This is a genomic window from Polynucleobacter sp. AP-Capit-er-40B-B4 (assembly GCF_018882245.1).
In the GTDB taxonomy this organism is placed as follows: Bacteria; Pseudomonadota; Gammaproteobacteria; order Burkholderiales; family Burkholderiaceae; genus Polynucleobacter.
Genome location: NZ_JACVOV010000001.1, coordinates 1 through 17,298, shown reverse-complemented (window position 1 = coordinate 17,298; position 17,298 = coordinate 1). Strand labels below are relative to the sequence as shown.

The window sequence follows — 17,298 nt, the reverse complement described above, 5'->3', positions numbered from 1 at the left end:
AAAAAGCCCATTGCTGGCAGCATGCCGGCTATTGTTACTCCGATGTTTGAAGATGGCAGTCTGGATTACGCCAGCTTGCGTTCTTTGTTAGATTGGCATGTAGCGGAAGGTACTGACGGAATTGTGATTGTTGGCACCAGCGGAGAGTCCCCTACGGTTTCTGTTGAAGAGCATTGCGAACTCATTCGCGTAACGGTAGAGCAGATTGCTGGACGTATTCCTGTGATTGCAGGTACTGGTGGCAATTCCACTATTGAAGCGATTGAGTTAACTAAATACGCTAAGCAAGTTGGCGCTGATGCCAGCTTGCAAGTAGTGCCGTATTACAACAAGCCCACACAAGAGGGTATGTATGCCCACTTTAAAAAGATTGCCGAGTCAGTAGACTTGCCGGTAATTTTGTATAACGTTCCCGGAAGAACGGTTGCCGATTTGACTGGTGATACCGTAGTTCGTTTAGCTGGCGTACCAGGCATTATTGGTATCAAAGAAGCTACAGGCAGCTTGGAGCGCGGTACTTTATTGATTAATGATCTCAAGCGCGCCGGTCACCAAGACTTTTCAGTGTTCTCTGGCGATGATTTAACGGCTGCAATGTTGATGTTGATGGGCGGTAAGGGCAATATCTCCGTTACCGCCAATATTGCGCCGCGTTTAATGCATGAACTGTGTGTTGCGGCGATGTCTGATGATGTGAAGCGAACACGTGAAATTCAATATCAATTGATTGCAGTTCACAAGGCGATGTTTACAGAAGCAAACCCAATCCCAGTGAAGTGGGCTCTGCATGAGATGGGCAAGATTACCGCTGGCATTCGTTTGCCATTAACCCCTTTAAGCAATTCCCTTCGTGAGCCATTAAAGGCAGCTTTAAAACAGGCCAACTTATTATGATGAATTTGCTTCAATTAGTCCGTCGATATCTATCGATTATTGCTTTGGTCACTTTTGGTGTTGCAGTGTTAAGTTCATGCAAGTCGGTGACCAGCAGCGATACAGTTGACTATAAGAGTGCCGGAGCTGTTCGCGGCCCTAATCTGTCATACCCTCCTGATTTAATTACTGCGCAAGCAGATCGCCGTTACATTGTTCAAGATGGCACAGCCACTATGTCTGAATACAACGCTGCGGTTAAGAAATCTGCCCAGATGCGTAGTAATGTTATGACCGGCATTCCTGGTATGCGGATTGCACGTGATGGTGAGCGTCGTTGGTTGGTTGTAGAAAAGCCGGCGCCTGAACTTTATCCACAGGTAAAAGATTTTTGGCAAGAGAATGGTTTCTTGTTAGTCGTTGATTCACCATCAACTGGCATTATGGAAACTGACTGGGCGGAGAATCGCGCCAAAATTGCCCAAGACTGGATTCGTTCAACTATTGGCGGTGCTTTGGATTCTGTTTACGATACTGGTGAACGTGATAAGTACAAAACACGTCTTGAAGTCGCAAAGCCTGGTGAAACAGAGATTTACATTACTCAGCGCGGCGCAATCGAAAAATGTACTACCGATACAACTGGTGCTTGTTTATCCACAATTTGGACGCCACGCCCCAATGACCCTGAGCTAGAGGCGGCTTTCTTGGCGCGCTTGATGGAGCGTTTGGGTATGACTCAAGAGCAAGCTAAGGCAATGGTTGCAGCACCTCTTGGTCCGAAAACACCAAAAGCGAAGTTTGTGCAGGATGGCGCCAATCAAGCTCATATTGAGCTGGGCGTAAGCTTTGATCGCTCATGGCGCGATGTTGGATTAGCGCTTGATCGCTCAAACTTTACCGTGGAAGATCGCAATCGTACTGCTGGGGTTTACTATGTACGCTATGTCAATCCTAAGGATTTGGGCGACACCAAAGGCTTCTTCTCAAACTTATTTAGCAGTAAAGATGAATCAAGTTTGAAGGCTAAAAAATACCAGGTTGTTGTAAAGAGCACTGGCGAGAATTCTGCCAATGTATATGTGCAAAATGCTGATGGTAAGCCAGAAAATACACCAGCTGGATTCCAGTTGTTAACCTTGCTAACGGAGCAACTAACAAGATAATTCGTTTTTTACAGCAAATAAAAAAGCCGCTTTGCAGCGGCTTTTTTCCTTCATGAAGAAGATTACTTCTTAGCGTCAGCAGCAGGAGCAGCTGGAGCTGGAGCAGCAGCAGGAGCTTCAGCAGCAGGAGCAGCTGGTGCAGCAGCAGGAGCGGCTTCAACAGGCTTTGCTTCTTCTTTTTTACCGCAAGCGGCCAAGGCGATTGCTAACATAGCAGCGAATACGAGTGACTTCTTCATTTGTAAATTCCTTTAAAAAAATTAACAACAATTACCGGTAATTGTTCTCTGGAAAACCAAGGGATAGCCCCTAAGTAGTTTCCAGTATTTATTATATCCATCTCTGAAATCAGTCCTCAAAAGTAAGCCAGCCAGCTAAATAAGCCTCATAAAGGCTTGATTTATCAAGACCATCGATTTTGGTCTTGGCAAGTAATTTTGATGCTGATAGGGTCTGCCAAGCCCTTGTAATGCCAGACCTTTGTGCTTTAGTCATCTCTTCTCCGTTGCAATAAACCTTCTCATTGAGGGTCAAAATGCGGGTTTGCGGATGCGGGGTGAGCTTACCGGCTGTGAGCATCTTCTGCAATTGTTTTGGGTTCAGGGGTTTTTTAGGAGGCTCAAATATGGCTTGTTGCTTAGGTTCAGATAAGTAACTTGTAATGCCAGGCAAGAAACTATTAATTTGATCGAGTTTTAATTCTTTGAGTTTGGAGCGCAGCTGCTGAATCAGCTCCTCAGGTAATTCTTCGGCGCTGTGAGTTGCCTTCTGTTTGGGGTCTGCAAATTTTTGGTCTAAAGCAGGAATATCTTCGAGAGATTCAGCTAAACGCCATAAACCTTCTTGCAGTAATTCTTTAAAACTAGGGGAGCGAAATCCAACGGACCAAGTCTGGCAGCCTGGGTCTAAAGCGATGCCATCATGCGCAATATGTGGCGGTAGATAAAGCATGTCACCAGGCTCTAGTAGCCATTCTTGCTCGGGCTTAAAGTGCTGCAAAATCTTCAGTGGTAATTTGGGATTCAGGCTAAGGTCTTTCTGTTCAGAAATGCGCCACTGTCTTCTACCAGACATTTGAATGAGAAAGACGTCATAAGAATCAAAGTGTGGGCCAACACCACCTCCAACACCAGCAATGCTAATCATCAAATCATCAAGACGAGCATCCGGTATGAAACGAAACCAAGATAGTATTTTTGCGGCAGCAGGGTGGTGGGCCTCCATGCCCTGAAACAATAAAGTCCAGTTAGGCTTATCAATAGAAGGTATTTCTTGCTTAGAAAATGGCCCATGATCAAAACTCCAGGGCTTGGCCCTCACTAAACGTGACTCGACCTCTTCATTTAATCCAAATTGAAGCAATTGCTTTGTTGGAATAGGGCTATCAAGAGGCTCTCCCTGCTGGGCAGAGAGGGCAAAAGCTGGAATCGCCCCACGGATCAGCAGGGGCTTTTTATGCCAATACTGCGTCATGAACTGATCTGGGCTAATTCCCCCAAATAAGGCCCAGGGCTTACCTAGAGGCAGCTTCAATGGGGCTTGGGGCGGTTGATAGGGTTTGCTCAAGTAAAATGAGGTCATAAAGATATAGATGCTTTTAGAAACTGATTAAAACCGAATGTTCGACAAATTCCGCATGAAGATTGAAAAAAATACTATCGTATCCCTTCGCTATAAGCTAACCGACGCACAAAATAATGTCATCGAAGAGCCAGATTCTCCGATGGTATACCTGCACGGTGGCTATGAGGGTACTTTTCCGAAAATTGAAACTTTGCTAGACGGCCAAGATATTGGGTATGAGGCTACGATCCAGTTAGAGCCAAATGAAGCTTTTGGTGAATACGATCCAGAGCTTTTGAAAATTGAACCCCGTACACGCTTTCCGGAGCCTTTGGAAGTGGGTATGCAGTTTGAGGGTGTACCCGATGCCGAAGAAGATGCGGCTGCAGACGAAGTAGATGACGAGCCGCTCATTTATACCGTAACCGATGTTGCTGACAACCAAGTAGTTTTGGATGGCAATCATCCATTGGCGGGCATGGCTTTACGTTTTTGGGTGCAGGTTGAAGATGTCCGCGCTGCTACTGATGACGAAATTGAAAATCGCCATCCAGAAGGTGGTGAGAGTTTCTCATTTGGCATGCCTAATGAGGAGGATGATGGTGACGACGATGAAGAGTTTCCAGGTGGCGCATTAGGTGGCAATGATGCGGGACCTCGCACACTGCATTAATTTAAATATCCATGAACAAAATAAAAGGGATAGCATGCTATCCCTTTTTCCTTTACAACTTCCTTAACTAGGAATTACTCTTTCAACCATTCTTTAATAGCGTCTAGATCACGTTTTGTATCGCTTGCGCTAGCATCTGCACCATCTGGGCTGTTGTTGATTTTTGCAAGGGCCTTTTCTAGCGCTGCAATTTTGGCTTCTTGCTCAATCGTTGCATCAATCAAACCTTTTAGCGCCATGGATACAGGGTCATCAATATTAGGTGTGATGCCATAAGCAGAAAAGTATTCTTTGGTTTTGCTATCGGCGCTTTGCGGTAAATCTGGATGCAATATGCGAGCAGGAATGCCAACCGCAGTAGCACCAGCTGGAATTTCTTTGAGTACTACAGCATTAGAACCAACACGTGCGCCGTCGCCAACGGTGAAGCCGCCGAGAACTTTTGCACCAGCACTCACTACGACGCCTTTACCCAGAGTAGGGTGACGTTTCACGCCTTTATATAGCGATGTGCCGCCTAAAGTTACCCCTTGATAAATGGTGCAATCATCACCAATTTCAGTTGTCTCTCCAATCACAATACCTAGGCCGTGGTCTAAGAAAACTCTGCGACCAATCTTGGCGCCTGGATGAATTTCGATGCCAGTCAAGAAGCGAGAAAACATGGAGAGTACGCGCGCGATCCACTTCAGACCAAGGTTCCATAAAAAGTGGGAGATGCGATGCAACCAAACTGCATGTAGACCTTGATAGCAAGTAATAACCTCAAGACGGTTCCGAGCTGCTGGGTCTCTGGCAATAATGGAGTCGACTTGGTCGAAGAAGGAATTTGACATATATTGATTTTAACGGGATGTGCTTATTTTCTCAGGAGCATCTGTTTTGCAATTCCTCGCAAAAGATCGATTTCTTCCTTATGCAGACGACTTCGGGCAAATAAAGCTTGAATACGCGGCATGAGCTTCTTGGGGTTTGCAGGGTCTAGGTAGCCGATGGCCTCAAGTCCTTCGCGCCAATGTTCCAGCATGGCGGCTACCGCTGCGGGATCGGCAAAATCAGCCATTTCTTCGCGGTTGGCTAAGGCATTGCGCTTACCGTCATGCTGGGTAAGTGTTTCTCTGAGGGTATAGGCGCAAACCATCAGCGCCTGGGCAAGGTTTAGTGAGGGGTAGTCAGGGTTGGCATCCAGCCAGACTCTGTGGGTGCATAAAGCCAAATGCTCATTATCTAGCCCCGTTCTTTCTGGGCCAAAGAGAAGCGCCACCTGTCCACCGTTCTGGACTGAGGCCCCAATCAGGGACTTAGCAGCTTCCCAATCGATAGCAGGAGGACCAAACTCTCGGTCACGGCTAGTGAGGCCCAAAACCAGCGAGCAACCCTCGATGGAGGCCGCTAAGGAGTCGCTCTCTATGGAGGTCTCTAGAACGTCTGCAGCACCGCTAGCTAGGGCTATGGCTTCAGGATGGAAGGCAACCCCTTTGATCTTTGGATGAATCAATCTGAGATCGCCAAAACCCATGGTTTTAAGGGCGCGAGCAGCCGATCCCACGTTTCCCGGGTGACTGGTTTCGACTAAAACCCAGCGGAGTAATGCGGATGTTTCGATATTCATCAAGGCGCTTTAGGCTGGTTAATAGGGGGTAATGAACGCTAATCGTTTAGAATCAATCTGTTAGCTTCGTATTGTCATGCAATTTACCCTAGTTGTAGGCATTACAAGGAGCTTGTTCTTATTTAATTTGTCCATCAATACTATGCATCCCATGTTAAATGTGGCCGTAAAGGCCGCCCGTCGCGCTGGAACAGTCATTAATCGTGCTTCCTTGAATTTGGAGCGCTTGCAGGTTGACCGCAAGCAACATAACGATTTCGTAACCGAGGTGGACAAAGCCGCAGAAGCGGCCATTATTGAAACGCTCAGCGAAGCCTATCCAACCCATGGATTTTTGGCTGAAGAGACTGGTGAGCGCAATGCCGATGCAGAAAATGTTTGGATCATTGATCCACTTGATGGCACTACTAATTTTATTCACGGCTTTCCACAATACGCAGTTTCAATTGCACTGCAAGTTAACGGCATAACTCAGCAAGCTGTTGTGTATGACCCAACACGCGATGAATTATTTACAGCTACGCGAGGTGCCGGTGCCTATTTGGACCGTCGGCGTTTACGTGTTGCCACACAAGATCGTTTGGCTAATTCTTTATTGGGAACCGGCTTCCCTTATCGTGAAGATCAGGACTTAGAAAAGTATTTAAAAATCTTTGCCGATATGTCACGTCAATGTGCGGGCCTGCGTCGTCCGGGTGCAGCATCTTTAGATTTAGCTTACGTAGCAGCTGGTCGCTATGATGGTTTCTTTGAGAGCGATCTCAAACCATGGGATATGGCAGCAGGTGCTTTGCTGATTACTGAAGCAGGTGGTTTGATTGGCAACTACCGTGGTGAAGAGGGCTTCTTAAAAAGCGGTGAAGTCATGGCGGCCAATCCACGCATCTTTGCGCAGATGGTGCAAACACTTTCCAAATACTCTGCTTCTTAATTTAAAAATCGAACTGAGTTGTCGACCTGTTTAATTTTTAATCAGATCGATATAGCGAGCACCGGTATCATTAATGAGTAGGGCGCTTGCTCTAGGGCGACCGCTCTCTGGGTGATCAAGATCCCAGTCAGACAGGACCCAACGCTGCCATTGCTGGCCATCCATTGACTCTTCATGGTGTGCTGGCATATGGGTATGCCCATGAATCAATAAATCCCCTGAGTGATCTTTTAGTACTGCAGCACAAGCCTGTTTCGTAACATCCATCTTGAGTCGACGCACGCTTGATGCTTGTGTTTTTTGGTATTGGGCGTGACTATTGCCGCGAAGGTGCTGAGCAATGCTCTTGCGCCAATTGAGTGGCAGGCTTAAGAAAATTTTTTGAATCCAAGACTTTCTTACCCAGCCTCGAAAGATTTGATAGCCAATATCTGCCGTACATAAAGCATCACCATGGGCCAATACCCATCTCTTCGAGGCGATCTCAACAGCAGTTGGATCCGCCAAGAGCGTCATTCCAGTCTTCTTAATAAAGCTTTGACCAATTAAAAAATCTCGATTGCCGTGTAGGTAATACGTTTTTACTTTAGTGGAAAGATTGGCGATAGTGCGTTGAACTTCTTGTTGAAATGGGGAGTGTGCGGCAGCGTCATCACCCACCCAGTATTCAAATAAGTCACCCAGAATAAATACAGCCTCTACTTTTGGGGCCTCTTTTTCGCAGAAGTCAAAAAAGCGTTGCGCCGTCAAGGGCATTGACGGCGTCAGGTGTAAGTCTGATATGAGCAGCGCACTCGCGCAATTTGGGATCATTCCTCGAGAACAGTGGCCTTCTCAATGACAACATCTTCAGCAGGAACGTCTTGATGAAAACCAGAGCTACCAGTCTTTACCTTGCGAATTGTGTCGACAACATCCATGCCATCAGTGACTTTGCCAAATACAGCGTAACCCCAGCCCTGAGCATTAGGAGCAGTATGGTTTAAGAAGTCATTGTCATTTACGTTAATGAAGAATTGCGCAGTTGCTGAATGTGGCTCGCTTGTGCGGGCCATCGCTACGGTATAGCGATCATTTTTTAGGCCGTTGTTAGCTTCGTTTTCAATTTCTGCTCCAGTTGGCTTCTGTTTCATGCCAGCAGACATGCCGCCACCCTGAATCATGAAGTTATCAATCACACGATGAAAGATGGTTCCATCGTAGTGACCGCTTTTAACGTATTGCAAAAAGTTGGCAACACTTTTAGGTGCCTTGGCTGCATCGAGTGAGAGGGTGATATCACCCTTATTAGTTTTTAGGAGAACTTTCGCCATTATTAGATCTACTTTCTGGAAGGTTAGTGGATGGATTATTGCTTGGTAATGAATCCGTTGTACTCAAAGATGGATTCATTACGCTATTAACAGGACGTTTTGCTGGAGGCTTCAATACATCCAAGAGTGCTTTTGCACGATTAGAGTACTGACGTTGATTAAGAAGAGCGTTCTTAGCCGCATCTTCATAGGCTTGAGCACCAAGGCGAATATAGATCTCACCTAAATTAGCAGAGGCAATGGCATAGCTTGGACGCAGTTTGAGTGCGAGCTCAAGATAATCTCTAGCCTCAATCCATTGACCTTGATTGGCAGCAATTGCTGCCAGGTTGTTATAGGGCTCGGGCAGCTCCGGAAATTGCTGTGTAATTTCAATCAAAGTCTTTTTGGCTTGATCAAATTGACGCATCTCAATTTGCAAACGCGCTTTTACGAAACGCAATTGCACATTTCGCGGGGTCTTTTTGAGATCAACATTAATTTGAGTCACTGCATCTTGGTACTTACGTGCCTTGATGAGTTTTTCAACGTCTGATGGGACTGCATTCTTGGTAATGGGGTCCGGCTCGATAATCAAGAAGGATAAAAAAGGCACTCCAACAGTTTCAGATAACTCTGGGTTTAGTGGATCAAATCCCATATCTGCAGAGAGTCTTGGTGGGTCTGTTGGACTGTAACCACCTAAATAAGGTTGGGGTACTCCCTGCGAAGTGCTGGATTCCTGTGCATTTAACGCTCTAATTTCAGTATCAGCCCGCTGCTGGGCAGGGGTGCTACAGCCCGACAATAGAGCCAGGATTGCCAAAGTGGCAAAAGCTGGGGTAATGACCTTATTCAAGGCGGGACGTGGCGCTGGGGCGTTGTGGGGCATAGAGGAAGGGGTGTGAAACGGGCTCATTCGATATACTCAGCGCTCAGTCTAACAAATTGGCGCTACTTGCCCCACCTTTATAGCCCTATGCTGCAAATCTATAACACCCTTAGCCGTTCGAAACAGGTCTTTAAGCCCATAGTGCCGGGTAAGGTGAAGATGTACGTCTGCGGTATGACGGTTTATGACTTTTGCCATATTGGGCATGCCAGGGTCATGATTGTCTTTGACATGGTCGTTCGCTGGCTTAGGGCTAGTGGCTACGAGGTGCTTTACGTTCGTAATATCACCGATATAGACGACAAGATTATTAATCGCGCCATTGAGAATGGCGAGCCAATTTCTGCATTAACCAATCGCTTTATTGACGCCATGCATGCTGACTCAGATGAGTTAGGTTTAATGCATCCTGATCAAGAGCCTCGTGCCACCGATTACATCGGGCAAATGCAAGGCATGATCGGTAAGCTCATTGAAAATGAATTGGCCTATCAAGCTAATGACGGCGATGTTAATTTTGCAGTGCGCTTATTGCCGCGTTACGGTCAGTTGTCTGGTAAAACTTTAGACGAACTAAATGCCGGTGAGCGTGTAGCGATTGGTGATGGCAAACGAGATCCCTTGGATTTTGTTTTATGGAAAAGCGCTAAACCTGAAGAGCCAGCAGATACGCGTTGGAAGTCACCTTGGGGTGAAGGTCGCCCTGGTTGGCATATTGAGTGTTCAGCAATGTCTTGTGATTTATTGGGCGAGCACTTTGATATTCATGGCGGTGGTGCTGACTTGCAGTTCCCGCACCATGAGAATGAAATCGCCCAAAGTGAAGGCGCCCTGTATGGCAAAGACCGCAAAGAAGATGATGCCCCCTTTGTAAATTACTGGATGCATAACGGTCACATTCGCGTTAATGAAGAGAAGATGTCTAAGTCATTGGGCAACTTCTTCCTAATAAAAGATGTGCTCAAATGCTTTGATCCTGAGGTGTTGCGTTTCTTCATGTTGAAGGCGCACTACCGTAGTCCTATTAACTATAGTGATGCGCAGCTTGAAGAAGCTCGCTCTGGATTGGCGCGCTTATATACCGCTTTAGCGCAAGGCCCTAAAACCCAAGCAATTCAGCTAGACCCAAATAACCCATGGGCTAAGCGCTTTGCTGATGCCATGAATGATGATTTCAATACGCCTGAGGCAATTGCTGTCTTGTTTGACTTGGCTAGTGAAGTTAATCGTGCGCAAGGTGAAGGGAAGCTATTACTTGCCAATACATTGAAGGCTCTTGGTGCGGCATTGAATTTCTTGCAACGTGATCCCACTGCATTTTTGCAGGCAGGCTCTAAGGATCAAGATGGCTTGACTCCATCACAAATTGAAGAACAAATTGGAGCACGCGTGGCTGCCAAGCAGGCAAAAGACTTTGCTAAGGCAGACTTGATTCGTAAAACATTGTTGGAGCAGGGCATTGTTTTGGAAGACAAACCCGGCGGCTTAACAGAATGGCGTAGGGCTTAATGACAGTTGCAAAAACAGAGAAAGCGGCAAAAGCTGAGGTAATCCTTGAAGAAGTCGCTCCAGAATATTGGGAGCAGGCTTGTAAAGAATTGATGAAGCAAGACCGTATTCTCAAAAAACTCATTCCAAAATATGGCTCAGGTTTTTTGGTCACCCGCGGCGATCCATTTAACACCTTAGCAAGAGCCATTGTTGGTCAGCAGATTTCTGTAGCGGCAGCGCAATCAGTTTGGAATAGGGTCGTTGCTGCTAGCAAAAAGAAAGTCACTCCGAAAAATATCCTGGCGCTCACAGTTGAGGAATTACGCGCCGCTGGATTATCGGGGCGCAAGGTTGAATACATTCGAGATCTGGCAGATCACTTTGATTCAGGGCGCCTACATGCCAATCAATGGAAAGATATGGACGATGAGAGTGTTATCAAGGAATTAAGCTCAATTCGGGGGATTGGACGCTGGACTGCCGAAATGTTCCTCATTTTCAACATGATTCGGCCCGATATTCTCCCTTTGGACGATGTCGGCCTCATTAAGGCTATTTCCCTCAATTACTTCAGCGGAGAGCCTGTCAGCCGCCATGAAGCACGTGAGGTGGCTGCTAATTGGGCCCCGTGGCGTACGGTTGCCACCTGGTATATGTGGAGAAGTATCGACCCAATCCCAGTTGAATATTAAAATCAGACTATGAAAACGACTTTCCTGGATTTTGAGCAGCAAATCGCCGAATTAGAGTCAAAGATTGAAGAGCTGCGTTTTGTACAAGATGAGTCATCGGTAGATATCTCCGATGAGATCAAAACGCTTGCTGAAAAAAGTCAGCAGCTAACAAAAGATGTTTACGCCAATCTCACTCCTTGGCAAGTTTCTCAAGTAGCGCGCCATCCACAGCGTCCATACACTTTGGATTATGTCGGCGCTTTATTTACAGATTTCCACGAGTTACATGGTGATCGTACTTTTGCAGATGATCAATCGATCATCGGTGGTCTGGCCCGTTTTGAAAATCAACCATGCATGGTGATTGGTCATCAAAAAGGTCGCGACACTAAAGAGCGTGCTCTGCGAAACTTTGGCATGAGCCGCCCTGAGGGTTATCGCAAAGCAATGCGTCTCATGCGCCTTGCAGAAAAGTTCGGTATTCCAGTATTCACTTTTGTAGATACTCCGGGTGCCTTTCCTGGTATTGATGCCGAAGAGCGTAACCAGTCAGAAGCAATTGGTCGCAACTTGTATGTACAAGCAGAGCTTGAAGTTCCTATCATCGCAACGATTATTGGTGAGGGTGGTTCTGGTGGTGCGCTAGCAATTGCCATGGGTGATGTGGTGTTGATGTTGCAAAACTCTACCTACTCAGTAATCTCCCCAGAGGGTTGCGCTTCAATTCTCTGGAAGACGGCGGATAAAGCTCCTGAGGCTGCTGAGCAGTTGGGCCTCACAGCGCAACGCTTAAAGACTTTAGGTCTGATTGACAAGATTGTGGCCGAGCCCATTGGTGGTGCGCATCGTGATTACGACAATATGATGAGCAATATGCGCAAAGCACTTGCGGAATCTTTAAAAACCTTTGATGGCATGAAAGTAGATGCTTTACTTGAGCGTCGTCATGAGCGTTTGATGAGCTATGGCAAGTTCAAGGAAATCACAGCAAAGTCCTAAATCAGGAAAACGAATTGCGGTTGCCTTAAGTGGTGGCCTCGATTCGGTTGTGTTGCTCGACACGGTTTGCAAAGCGCAAGCTAATGCTTCAACGCAAAACAAAAATCAAACCAATAACCAAATCTACGCTTTCCATATTCATCATGGCCTACAAAAGCCAGCCGATGATTGGCTAATCTTTTGTGAGAAGCTTGCAAAACAATACAAGATTCATTTTGATTTCCGTCTCCTACATTTAGATGGCGCCGAAGAGCAAGGCAATATTGAGGCTAGAGCGAGAGCGGGGCGCTACGAAGCGCTAGCTGATCTTTGTGAAGAATATGGCATCGAAGATTTACTCTTGGCGCATCACCAAAATGATCAAGCGGAGACAGTTCTCTTGCAGCTCCTCAGAGGCTCTGGCGTGGCCGGCCTATCGGGTATGCCGGCAAGCAGGGGGATTTCAGATAACCCAGGCATCACTCTGTGGCGTCCACTCTTAAATCAAAGTAGGCAAGAGCTGGAAGCTTATGCTAATGAACATAAGCTCAAGTGGATTGAAGATCCCAGCAATCAAAATACTCAATATCGTCGCAATGCAGTGCGTAAGAAAATTATTCCTGCACTTGCAAAGATCCAGCCTGAAGCTATGGCCAATATGGCGCGTAGTGCACAACTGCTTGGTGAGGCGCAAACATTGCTCAACCGTCTGGCTGAGCAAGATGGCAAAAGTATTCTCAATAAGAATCAGCTGAAAGTGGCGCCGCTACTGGTATTGGCAAAAGAGGATTTACCTGCAGCAAATAATGTCTTACGTTATTGGTTGCAAACACGGCAGTTGGCTATGCCATCTCAAGAGCGCTTGCAAGCATGGTGGCGTGATCTTGCACAAGTTAAAGCGGACGCTAATCTCGAATGGCTACATGACGAGAGAAAGATTTACCTATGGCGCGGCATGTTGCAGGTGGGCAATGTGGAAGCGGGGTGCTGGGTTTTAAAAACCTTGCCAGCCAACTCTAAGCAATTGGGGCTTCCTGCTGACTGGGTAAAAGAGGCTCAAGACAACAATGAAATTAGCCTCAGAGAGCGTCAAGGCTCTGAGAAGATTCAGATTAAGCCTAAGACCCCCCGTAAAACCCTCAAAAACCTCTATCAGGAGGCCGATATTCCGCCCTGGGAGCGCCAGGCACCCTTGCTCTACATCAACGATGAATTGATCGCTGTGGCCGGTATTGGGCTTAGCTTTCCTCACTTGACTGCCTCGGGTAGGCGTGTGCTCCCGGAATGGGTGCAAAACCCTGTAAAATAAGCCCTTTTTAGATCCTCAGGGAAGATTTCCCTGTCACCAATAGTTAAATAAACGGTTTTTATGGCTCTTATCGTTCATAAATATGGCGGCACCTCAATGGGCTCAACTGAGCGCATTGCCAATGTTGCCAAACGCGTTGCTAAATGGATGCGTGCTGGCCATCAAGTAGTGGTTGTGCCTTCAGCTATGTCAGGCGAAACCAATCGCTTGCTAGGTTTAGCAAAAGAAATTAACCCCGATGCAAATCCTCGCGAACTAGATCAAATCGCCTCTACGGGTGAGCAAGTGAGCTCTGGTCTCTTGGCCTTAGCACTCATGCGCGAAGGTATTGATGCAGTGAGCTATGCAGGCTGGCAAGTAACCGTGCATACCGACTCTTCTTTCACCAAGGCGCGTATCAAGAGCATTGAAAGCGACAAGATCCTCAAGGATCTCAATGCAGGTCGCGCAGTTGTAGTCACTGGTTTCCAGGGCGTAGATCCAAACGGTAATATCACGACACTAGGTCGCGGTGGCTCTGATACATCTGCAGTTGCTATGGCAGCAGCCTTAAAAGCAGATGAGTGCTTAATCTACACAGACGTTGATGGTGTTTACACCACTGACCCACGTGTTTGTGAAGATGCACGTCGCTTAGACAAAATCACTTTTGAAGAGATGCTAGAAATGGCTAGCTTAGGTTCAAAGGTATTGCAGATTCGTTCAGTTGAGTTTGCAGGTAAGTACAAAGTTAAAACCCGGGTTCTGTCTTCTTTGACAGACCCATTGATGCCTTTAGCTGACGAGATGAGCTCAGGCACCTTGATTACATTTGAAGAGGACAGCACTATGGAAGCCGCAGTTATTTCCGGCATCGCCTTTGCGCGTGATGAAGCGAAGATTACCGTTCTTGGAGTTCCTGATCGCCCAGGCATTGCTTATCAAATCCTTGGCCCGATTGCGGATGCCAATATTGATGTAGACATCATTATTCAGAACCAATCTGTAGAAGGTAAGACAGACTTCACTTTCACGGTGCCACGTGCTGATTATCAAAAAGCATTGGATATCCTGAAGAACACTGTGCAGGCTCACATTGAAGCAAAAGAAATCTCTGGTGATCCAAAGGTTTCTAAGGTTTCAGTCGTTGGCGTAGGTATGCGTTCTCATGTTGGTATTGCCAGCAAGATGTTCCGTACTTTGTCAGAAGAGGGAATCAATATTCTGATGATCTCCACTAGTGAAATTAAGATCTCAGTCGTCATTGATGAAAAATACATGGAATTGGCTGTACGTGCCTTGCACAAGGCATTTGAGTTGGACCAGAAGTAAGTCAAAAGCGCAATAAATCCCTCAGAAGCGGTTATCCGTTAAACTGTGGGGCGTTGTAATAGTAAGAAGTACGGAGACGTGGCCGAGCTGGTCGAAGGCACTCCCCTGCTAAGGGAGCATCGGGGCTAAAACTCTGATCGGAGGTTCGAATCCTCTCGTCTCCGCCAAATGTCAAGGATTTATGTGGGTTTGTTATCAAATCCACATAATTTCCCCCAATTTTCCCCACACAACTCTTAGTCCTCAAACCTCTCCCTGGTGAGTGGCAAGTTCTTTAGTTTGTCTTCTGGTGCTGGCGTTGTCATCCTTCTATGCCGTTGCTCATCTTCTATAGATGCTTCAAAGTCACGACTACGTTGCAATTCCATATCCTTAGATTCCGCTAGCTTTGATGCGGGAATCACGGTGCCATCCTTTATGAGTCGTTCTAGCTGAAATTGCTTAAAGGTTTGAGTCTTAATCTTTCCATTGAACTCAACGTTACTTAGATTATCTTTAGGCTTAGTCATAGAGTTAATTTACCAAGAAAATAGGGCCACCCCATCTTCAGTTCAGAAAAGGCTTGCCCCACCATACCCCCATGCCCTAAAAAGACCCCTTTGCTCTAGGCTAGCCTATACATAGTATTTTGCTCACTTGAATCATTAAACTGATGGGATGGGGAAAATTAACGTCAAATTTGGATATCCAATCTCTCTTGAGGAGCAGGAGCTTTTATCGGAAAAGGCCATTGAAAGAGGTTGCTCAATCGAGGCTGAGCTATGTGGGGGCTTTGAGTATTTATTAAATTCTCTAATTAATAGACCTGGCAAAGATAAATTCTTTGACCTAATCTTTCTAGTGATTACTGGAAAGCAGGCTAAGTCACCCAAGGCTAGTTCTGGAACTTATTTTGAAAATGGCTATAAGTTTCCAATGATAGTTCTCGATGATGAGTATTTAGGGATTGGAGACTCCGAAAGATTATTTATTTCTGATGAATTTATTAACGAACTTGGTAAGATCTATCAAGTTGAGTGTGATTACGAATATGCTGGCTTTGAAAGATGTAGAACTTAATCCAGGAAATTAAGAGTTGAAAAAAATTGCTGCAGTAACTTCCTTAGCTGGAATTTTTATTATTGGTCTAGTTGCAACATATGCGTACACATATAAAACATTTGTGTGTAACGGCTCAATATATACTCATGTAACTTATATGGGGGCGCCTTTAAAGGACGAGAATTCCACGGCAAAAATATCATTTAGTTTCTCATGGGATGCCTTTAGTAAGGAGCTAGATTTATCTGATATTGATGAGCTTGCAACACCTGCTAGGCATATTAATTTTTATAATATGAATAAAGACGATCAAAAGGGCATGTTAAATAGCAAGGGAAAGACAATCAATTTTTACTATTCTGCAGATGCCCAGAGAGACAAAGCTAGGAGTACATTCCACTATGAAGGATCAACTCTTGATTTTGATAAAAACTCCAAATTTATAGTGATTGAAATCATTAATAATGATGAAAATAAATTACTTAGCACCTACACGAAGAGAACTGTTAGGGCGCAGTGTGAAAGAGACTGGTTTTAATCTAAAAAATATATGAAAAAATTTATTCCACAAGCTATATCCTTGGTATTGTTATTGGGAGTATTCCTATATAGCCAGTTTTTTATATCCGCAGAATTTAGTTATTGGGATTTTCTGACATACAAATATGTCATGAATATTGGGGTAGCTGGTTTGGGAATAATGATCGGGTACGGCATTAAAAATTATTACATCACCCTAGCTAGTGCCACTTTTGCTCTTGTAATTTACTGCCTTGTCTTTATATTTGATTCAAAAGAAATTTTTGCTGCATTCTTTTTGGCAATGTATACCGTGTTCCTTGCTTTTGCTACAGCGGCTAATTTGGCTCGCCACTTTAAAGACTGGGTACTTTTGACTCAATCTAATCAATAAATTTCTATTGAAAAATGAAAAAGAATAAATTTGATCTTTGGTGCATTATGCTTTTAGCAGCATCGCTTACGATATTCGTTCCACATGAAATCTGTAGACATAATTTAGTCAAAGTATGGGACTGCTCATTCTGGGCTTGGTGGCCAGTATTTATCTCCCACGATAACTCTGGATACTGGTTATTTCGAGTGGACTTCATGAGATTTCTTCTTCAGGAATTTGTTCTTGTTTTGGTTATGTTTGGAGTTAGACGCTATAAATATTCTGATAAATAGGGAAGTTGCTTGAAAAAATTCACAGCAGTATTTTGGGCATCTGGTGTGTGATTTTTAGGAAACACCCCCCATCATCATTTCTATATAAAAGATGGGTAGGGTGTATACATTTTTTTAACGTCTTCTTTAGGCCGTTAGCAGGCCTTTGAACTGACCTGATTTTTAGTACCACTTCAGAAGAGAGGATTTTTGATAATCTTCACCTTAAAGGAGTGCTAAATATGGCAAAAGGCCAACGTCTTAAACCCGAGCAAATCGTCACCTTATTGCGTCAAATCGATGTCCTGACAACGAACGGCAAAAC

The 17,298-nt window shown here is 45.4% G+C and carries 20 protein-coding genes and 1 tRNA gene; 13 read left to right on the top strand and 8 right to left on the bottom strand.

The window, feature by feature from the left end; all coding sequences use genetic code 11:
* The first annotated feature begins 21 nt into the window (after positions 1–21).
* A complete protein-coding gene (dapA, locus tag ICN19_RS00105; protein WP_216245981.1) occupies positions 22–894 on the top strand; it encodes a 4-hydroxy-tetrahydrodipicolinate synthase in 873 nt (290 codons plus the stop codon).
* A complete protein-coding gene (bamC, locus tag ICN19_RS00100) occupies positions 894–2,039 on the top strand; it encodes an outer membrane protein assembly factor BamC (protein WP_370625136.1) in 1,146 nt (381 codons plus the stop codon). The genes dapA and bamC overlap by 1 nt, the downstream gene beginning before the upstream one ends.
* Positions 2,040–2,101: 62 nt before the next feature.
* Here bamC and ICN19_RS00095 read toward each other — a convergent pair whose 3' ends face one another.
* Positions 2,102–2,278: a hypothetical protein gene (locus tag ICN19_RS00095; RefSeq protein WP_167345990.1), complete on the bottom strand. Its 177-nt coding sequence runs from the start codon at positions 2,276–2,278 to the stop codon at positions 2,102–2,104.
* A 109-nt stretch (positions 2,279–2,387) separates the two neighbouring features.
* Entirely contained in the window at positions 2,388–3,620 is a 1,233-nt protein-coding gene (locus ICN19_RS00090; RefSeq protein ID WP_216244663.1) for a cupin domain-containing protein, read from the bottom strand.
* 55 nt (positions 3,621–3,675) lie between these two features.
* On the opposite strand from ICN19_RS00090, the gene ICN19_RS00085 reads away from it, so the two are divergent.
* Positions 3,676–4,275, top strand: coding sequence for a peptidylprolyl isomerase (locus ICN19_RS00085; protein WP_216245980.1), 600 nt, complete (start codon positions 3,676–3,678; stop codon positions 4,273–4,275).
* A gap of 74 nt (positions 4,276–4,349) precedes the next feature.
* Here ICN19_RS00085 and cysE read toward each other — a convergent pair whose 3' ends face one another.
* Both cysE and ICN19_RS00075 read right to left on the bottom strand, forming a co-directional pair.
* Positions 4,350–5,111 carry a serine O-acetyltransferase gene (gene cysE, locus ICN19_RS00080; RefSeq protein WP_216244661.1) on the bottom strand — a complete coding sequence of 254 codons (762 nt, stop codon included), beginning with the start codon at positions 5,109–5,111 and terminating at the stop codon, positions 4,350–4,352.
* Between the two features lie 23 nt (positions 5,112–5,134).
* On the bottom strand, positions 5,135–5,887 hold the full coding sequence (locus ICN19_RS00075; RefSeq protein ID WP_216244660.1) for an RNA methyltransferase: 753 nt from the start codon (positions 5,885–5,887) through the stop codon (positions 5,135–5,137).
* 142 nt (positions 5,888–6,029) lie between these two features.
* Here ICN19_RS00075 and ICN19_RS00070 point away from each other — a divergent pair, with 142 nt between their 5' ends.
* Positions 6,030–6,818 carry an inositol monophosphatase family protein gene (locus ICN19_RS00070; RefSeq protein WP_216244658.1) on the top strand — a complete coding sequence of 263 codons (789 nt, stop codon included), beginning with the start codon at positions 6,030–6,032 and terminating at the stop codon, positions 6,816–6,818.
* 30 nt (positions 6,819–6,848) lie between these two features.
* Here ICN19_RS00070 and ICN19_RS00065 read toward each other — a convergent pair whose 3' ends face one another.
* Genes ICN19_RS00065 through ICN19_RS00055 form a run of 3 tightly spaced genes read right to left on the bottom strand, consistent with a single transcriptional unit; the run spans position 6,849 to position 9,029 of the window.
* The gene (locus tag ICN19_RS00065; protein ID WP_216244656.1) at positions 6,849–7,631 is read right to left on the bottom strand and encodes a UDP-2,3-diacylglucosamine diphosphatase; all 783 of its coding nucleotides are present in this window, start codon (positions 7,629–7,631) and stop codon (positions 6,849–6,851) included.
* Positions 7,628–8,131: a peptidylprolyl isomerase gene (locus tag ICN19_RS00060; protein ID WP_216244655.1), complete on the bottom strand. Its 504-nt coding sequence runs from the start codon at positions 8,129–8,131 to the stop codon at positions 7,628–7,630. The genes ICN19_RS00065 and ICN19_RS00060 overlap by 4 nt, the downstream gene beginning before the upstream one ends.
* Positions 8,106–9,029 carry a M48 family metallopeptidase gene (locus ICN19_RS00055; RefSeq protein WP_216244653.1) on the bottom strand — a complete coding sequence of 308 codons (924 nt, stop codon included), beginning with the start codon at positions 9,027–9,029 and terminating at the stop codon, positions 8,106–8,108. Before ICN19_RS00055 ends, ICN19_RS00060 begins: the two co-directional genes overlap by 26 nt.
* Positions 9,030–9,089: 60 nt before the next feature.
* Between ICN19_RS00055 and cysS the strand changes: the two genes are divergently transcribed.
* From cysS to ICN19_RS00025, 6 genes are all read left to right on the top strand, one after another.
* Positions 9,090–10,511, top strand: a complete 1,422-nt coding sequence (cysS, locus tag ICN19_RS00050; RefSeq protein WP_216244651.1) for a cysteine--tRNA ligase — start codon at positions 9,090–9,092, stop codon at positions 10,509–10,511.
* On the top strand, positions 10,511–11,185 hold the full coding sequence (locus ICN19_RS00045; RefSeq protein WP_216244649.1) for a DNA-3-methyladenine glycosylase: 675 nt from the start codon (positions 10,511–10,513) through the stop codon (positions 11,183–11,185). The genes cysS and ICN19_RS00045 overlap by 1 nt, the downstream gene beginning before the upstream one ends.
* A gap of 9 nt (positions 11,186–11,194) precedes the next feature.
* Positions 11,195–12,166, top strand: coding sequence for an acetyl-CoA carboxylase carboxyltransferase subunit alpha (locus ICN19_RS00040; protein WP_216244647.1), 972 nt, complete (start codon positions 11,195–11,197; stop codon positions 12,164–12,166).
* A complete protein-coding gene (tilS, locus tag ICN19_RS00035; protein ID WP_216244645.1) occupies positions 12,132–13,454 on the top strand; it encodes a tRNA lysidine(34) synthetase TilS in 1,323 nt (440 codons plus the stop codon). The genes ICN19_RS00040 and tilS overlap by 35 nt, the downstream gene beginning before the upstream one ends.
* Before the next feature lie 60 nt (positions 13,455–13,514).
* A complete protein-coding gene (locus ICN19_RS00030; protein WP_216244644.1) occupies positions 13,515–14,765 on the top strand; it encodes an aspartate kinase in 1,251 nt (416 codons plus the stop codon).
* Positions 14,766–14,837: 72 nt separating this feature from the next.
* Positions 14,838–14,932, top strand: a tRNA-Ser gene (locus ICN19_RS00025).
* 69 nt (positions 14,933–15,001) lie between these two features.
* Here ICN19_RS00025 and ICN19_RS00020 read toward each other — a convergent pair.
* A complete protein-coding gene (locus tag ICN19_RS00020; protein WP_216244642.1) occupies positions 15,002–15,274 on the bottom strand; it encodes a hypothetical protein in 273 nt (90 codons plus the stop codon).
* A 148-nt stretch (positions 15,275–15,422) separates the two neighbouring features.
* Between ICN19_RS00020 and ICN19_RS00015 the strand changes: the two genes are divergently transcribed.
* Genes ICN19_RS00015 through ICN19_RS00005 form a run of 3 tightly spaced genes read left to right on the top strand, consistent with a single transcriptional unit; the run spans position 15,423 to position 16,719 of the window.
* The gene (locus ICN19_RS00015) at positions 15,423–15,824 is read left to right on the top strand and encodes a hypothetical protein (RefSeq protein WP_216244641.1); all 402 of its coding nucleotides are present in this window, start codon (positions 15,423–15,425) and stop codon (positions 15,822–15,824) included.
* Between the two features lie 16 nt (positions 15,825–15,840).
* Positions 15,841–16,344: a hypothetical protein gene (locus ICN19_RS00010; protein ID WP_216244639.1), complete on the top strand. Its 504-nt coding sequence runs from the start codon at positions 15,841–15,843 to the stop codon at positions 16,342–16,344.
* A gap of 12 nt (positions 16,345–16,356) precedes the next feature.
* The gene (locus tag ICN19_RS00005) at positions 16,357–16,719 is read left to right on the top strand and encodes a hypothetical protein (RefSeq protein ID WP_216244637.1); all 363 of its coding nucleotides are present in this window, start codon (positions 16,357–16,359) and stop codon (positions 16,717–16,719) included.
* The last annotated feature ends 579 nt before the right edge of the window (positions 16,720–17,298 follow it).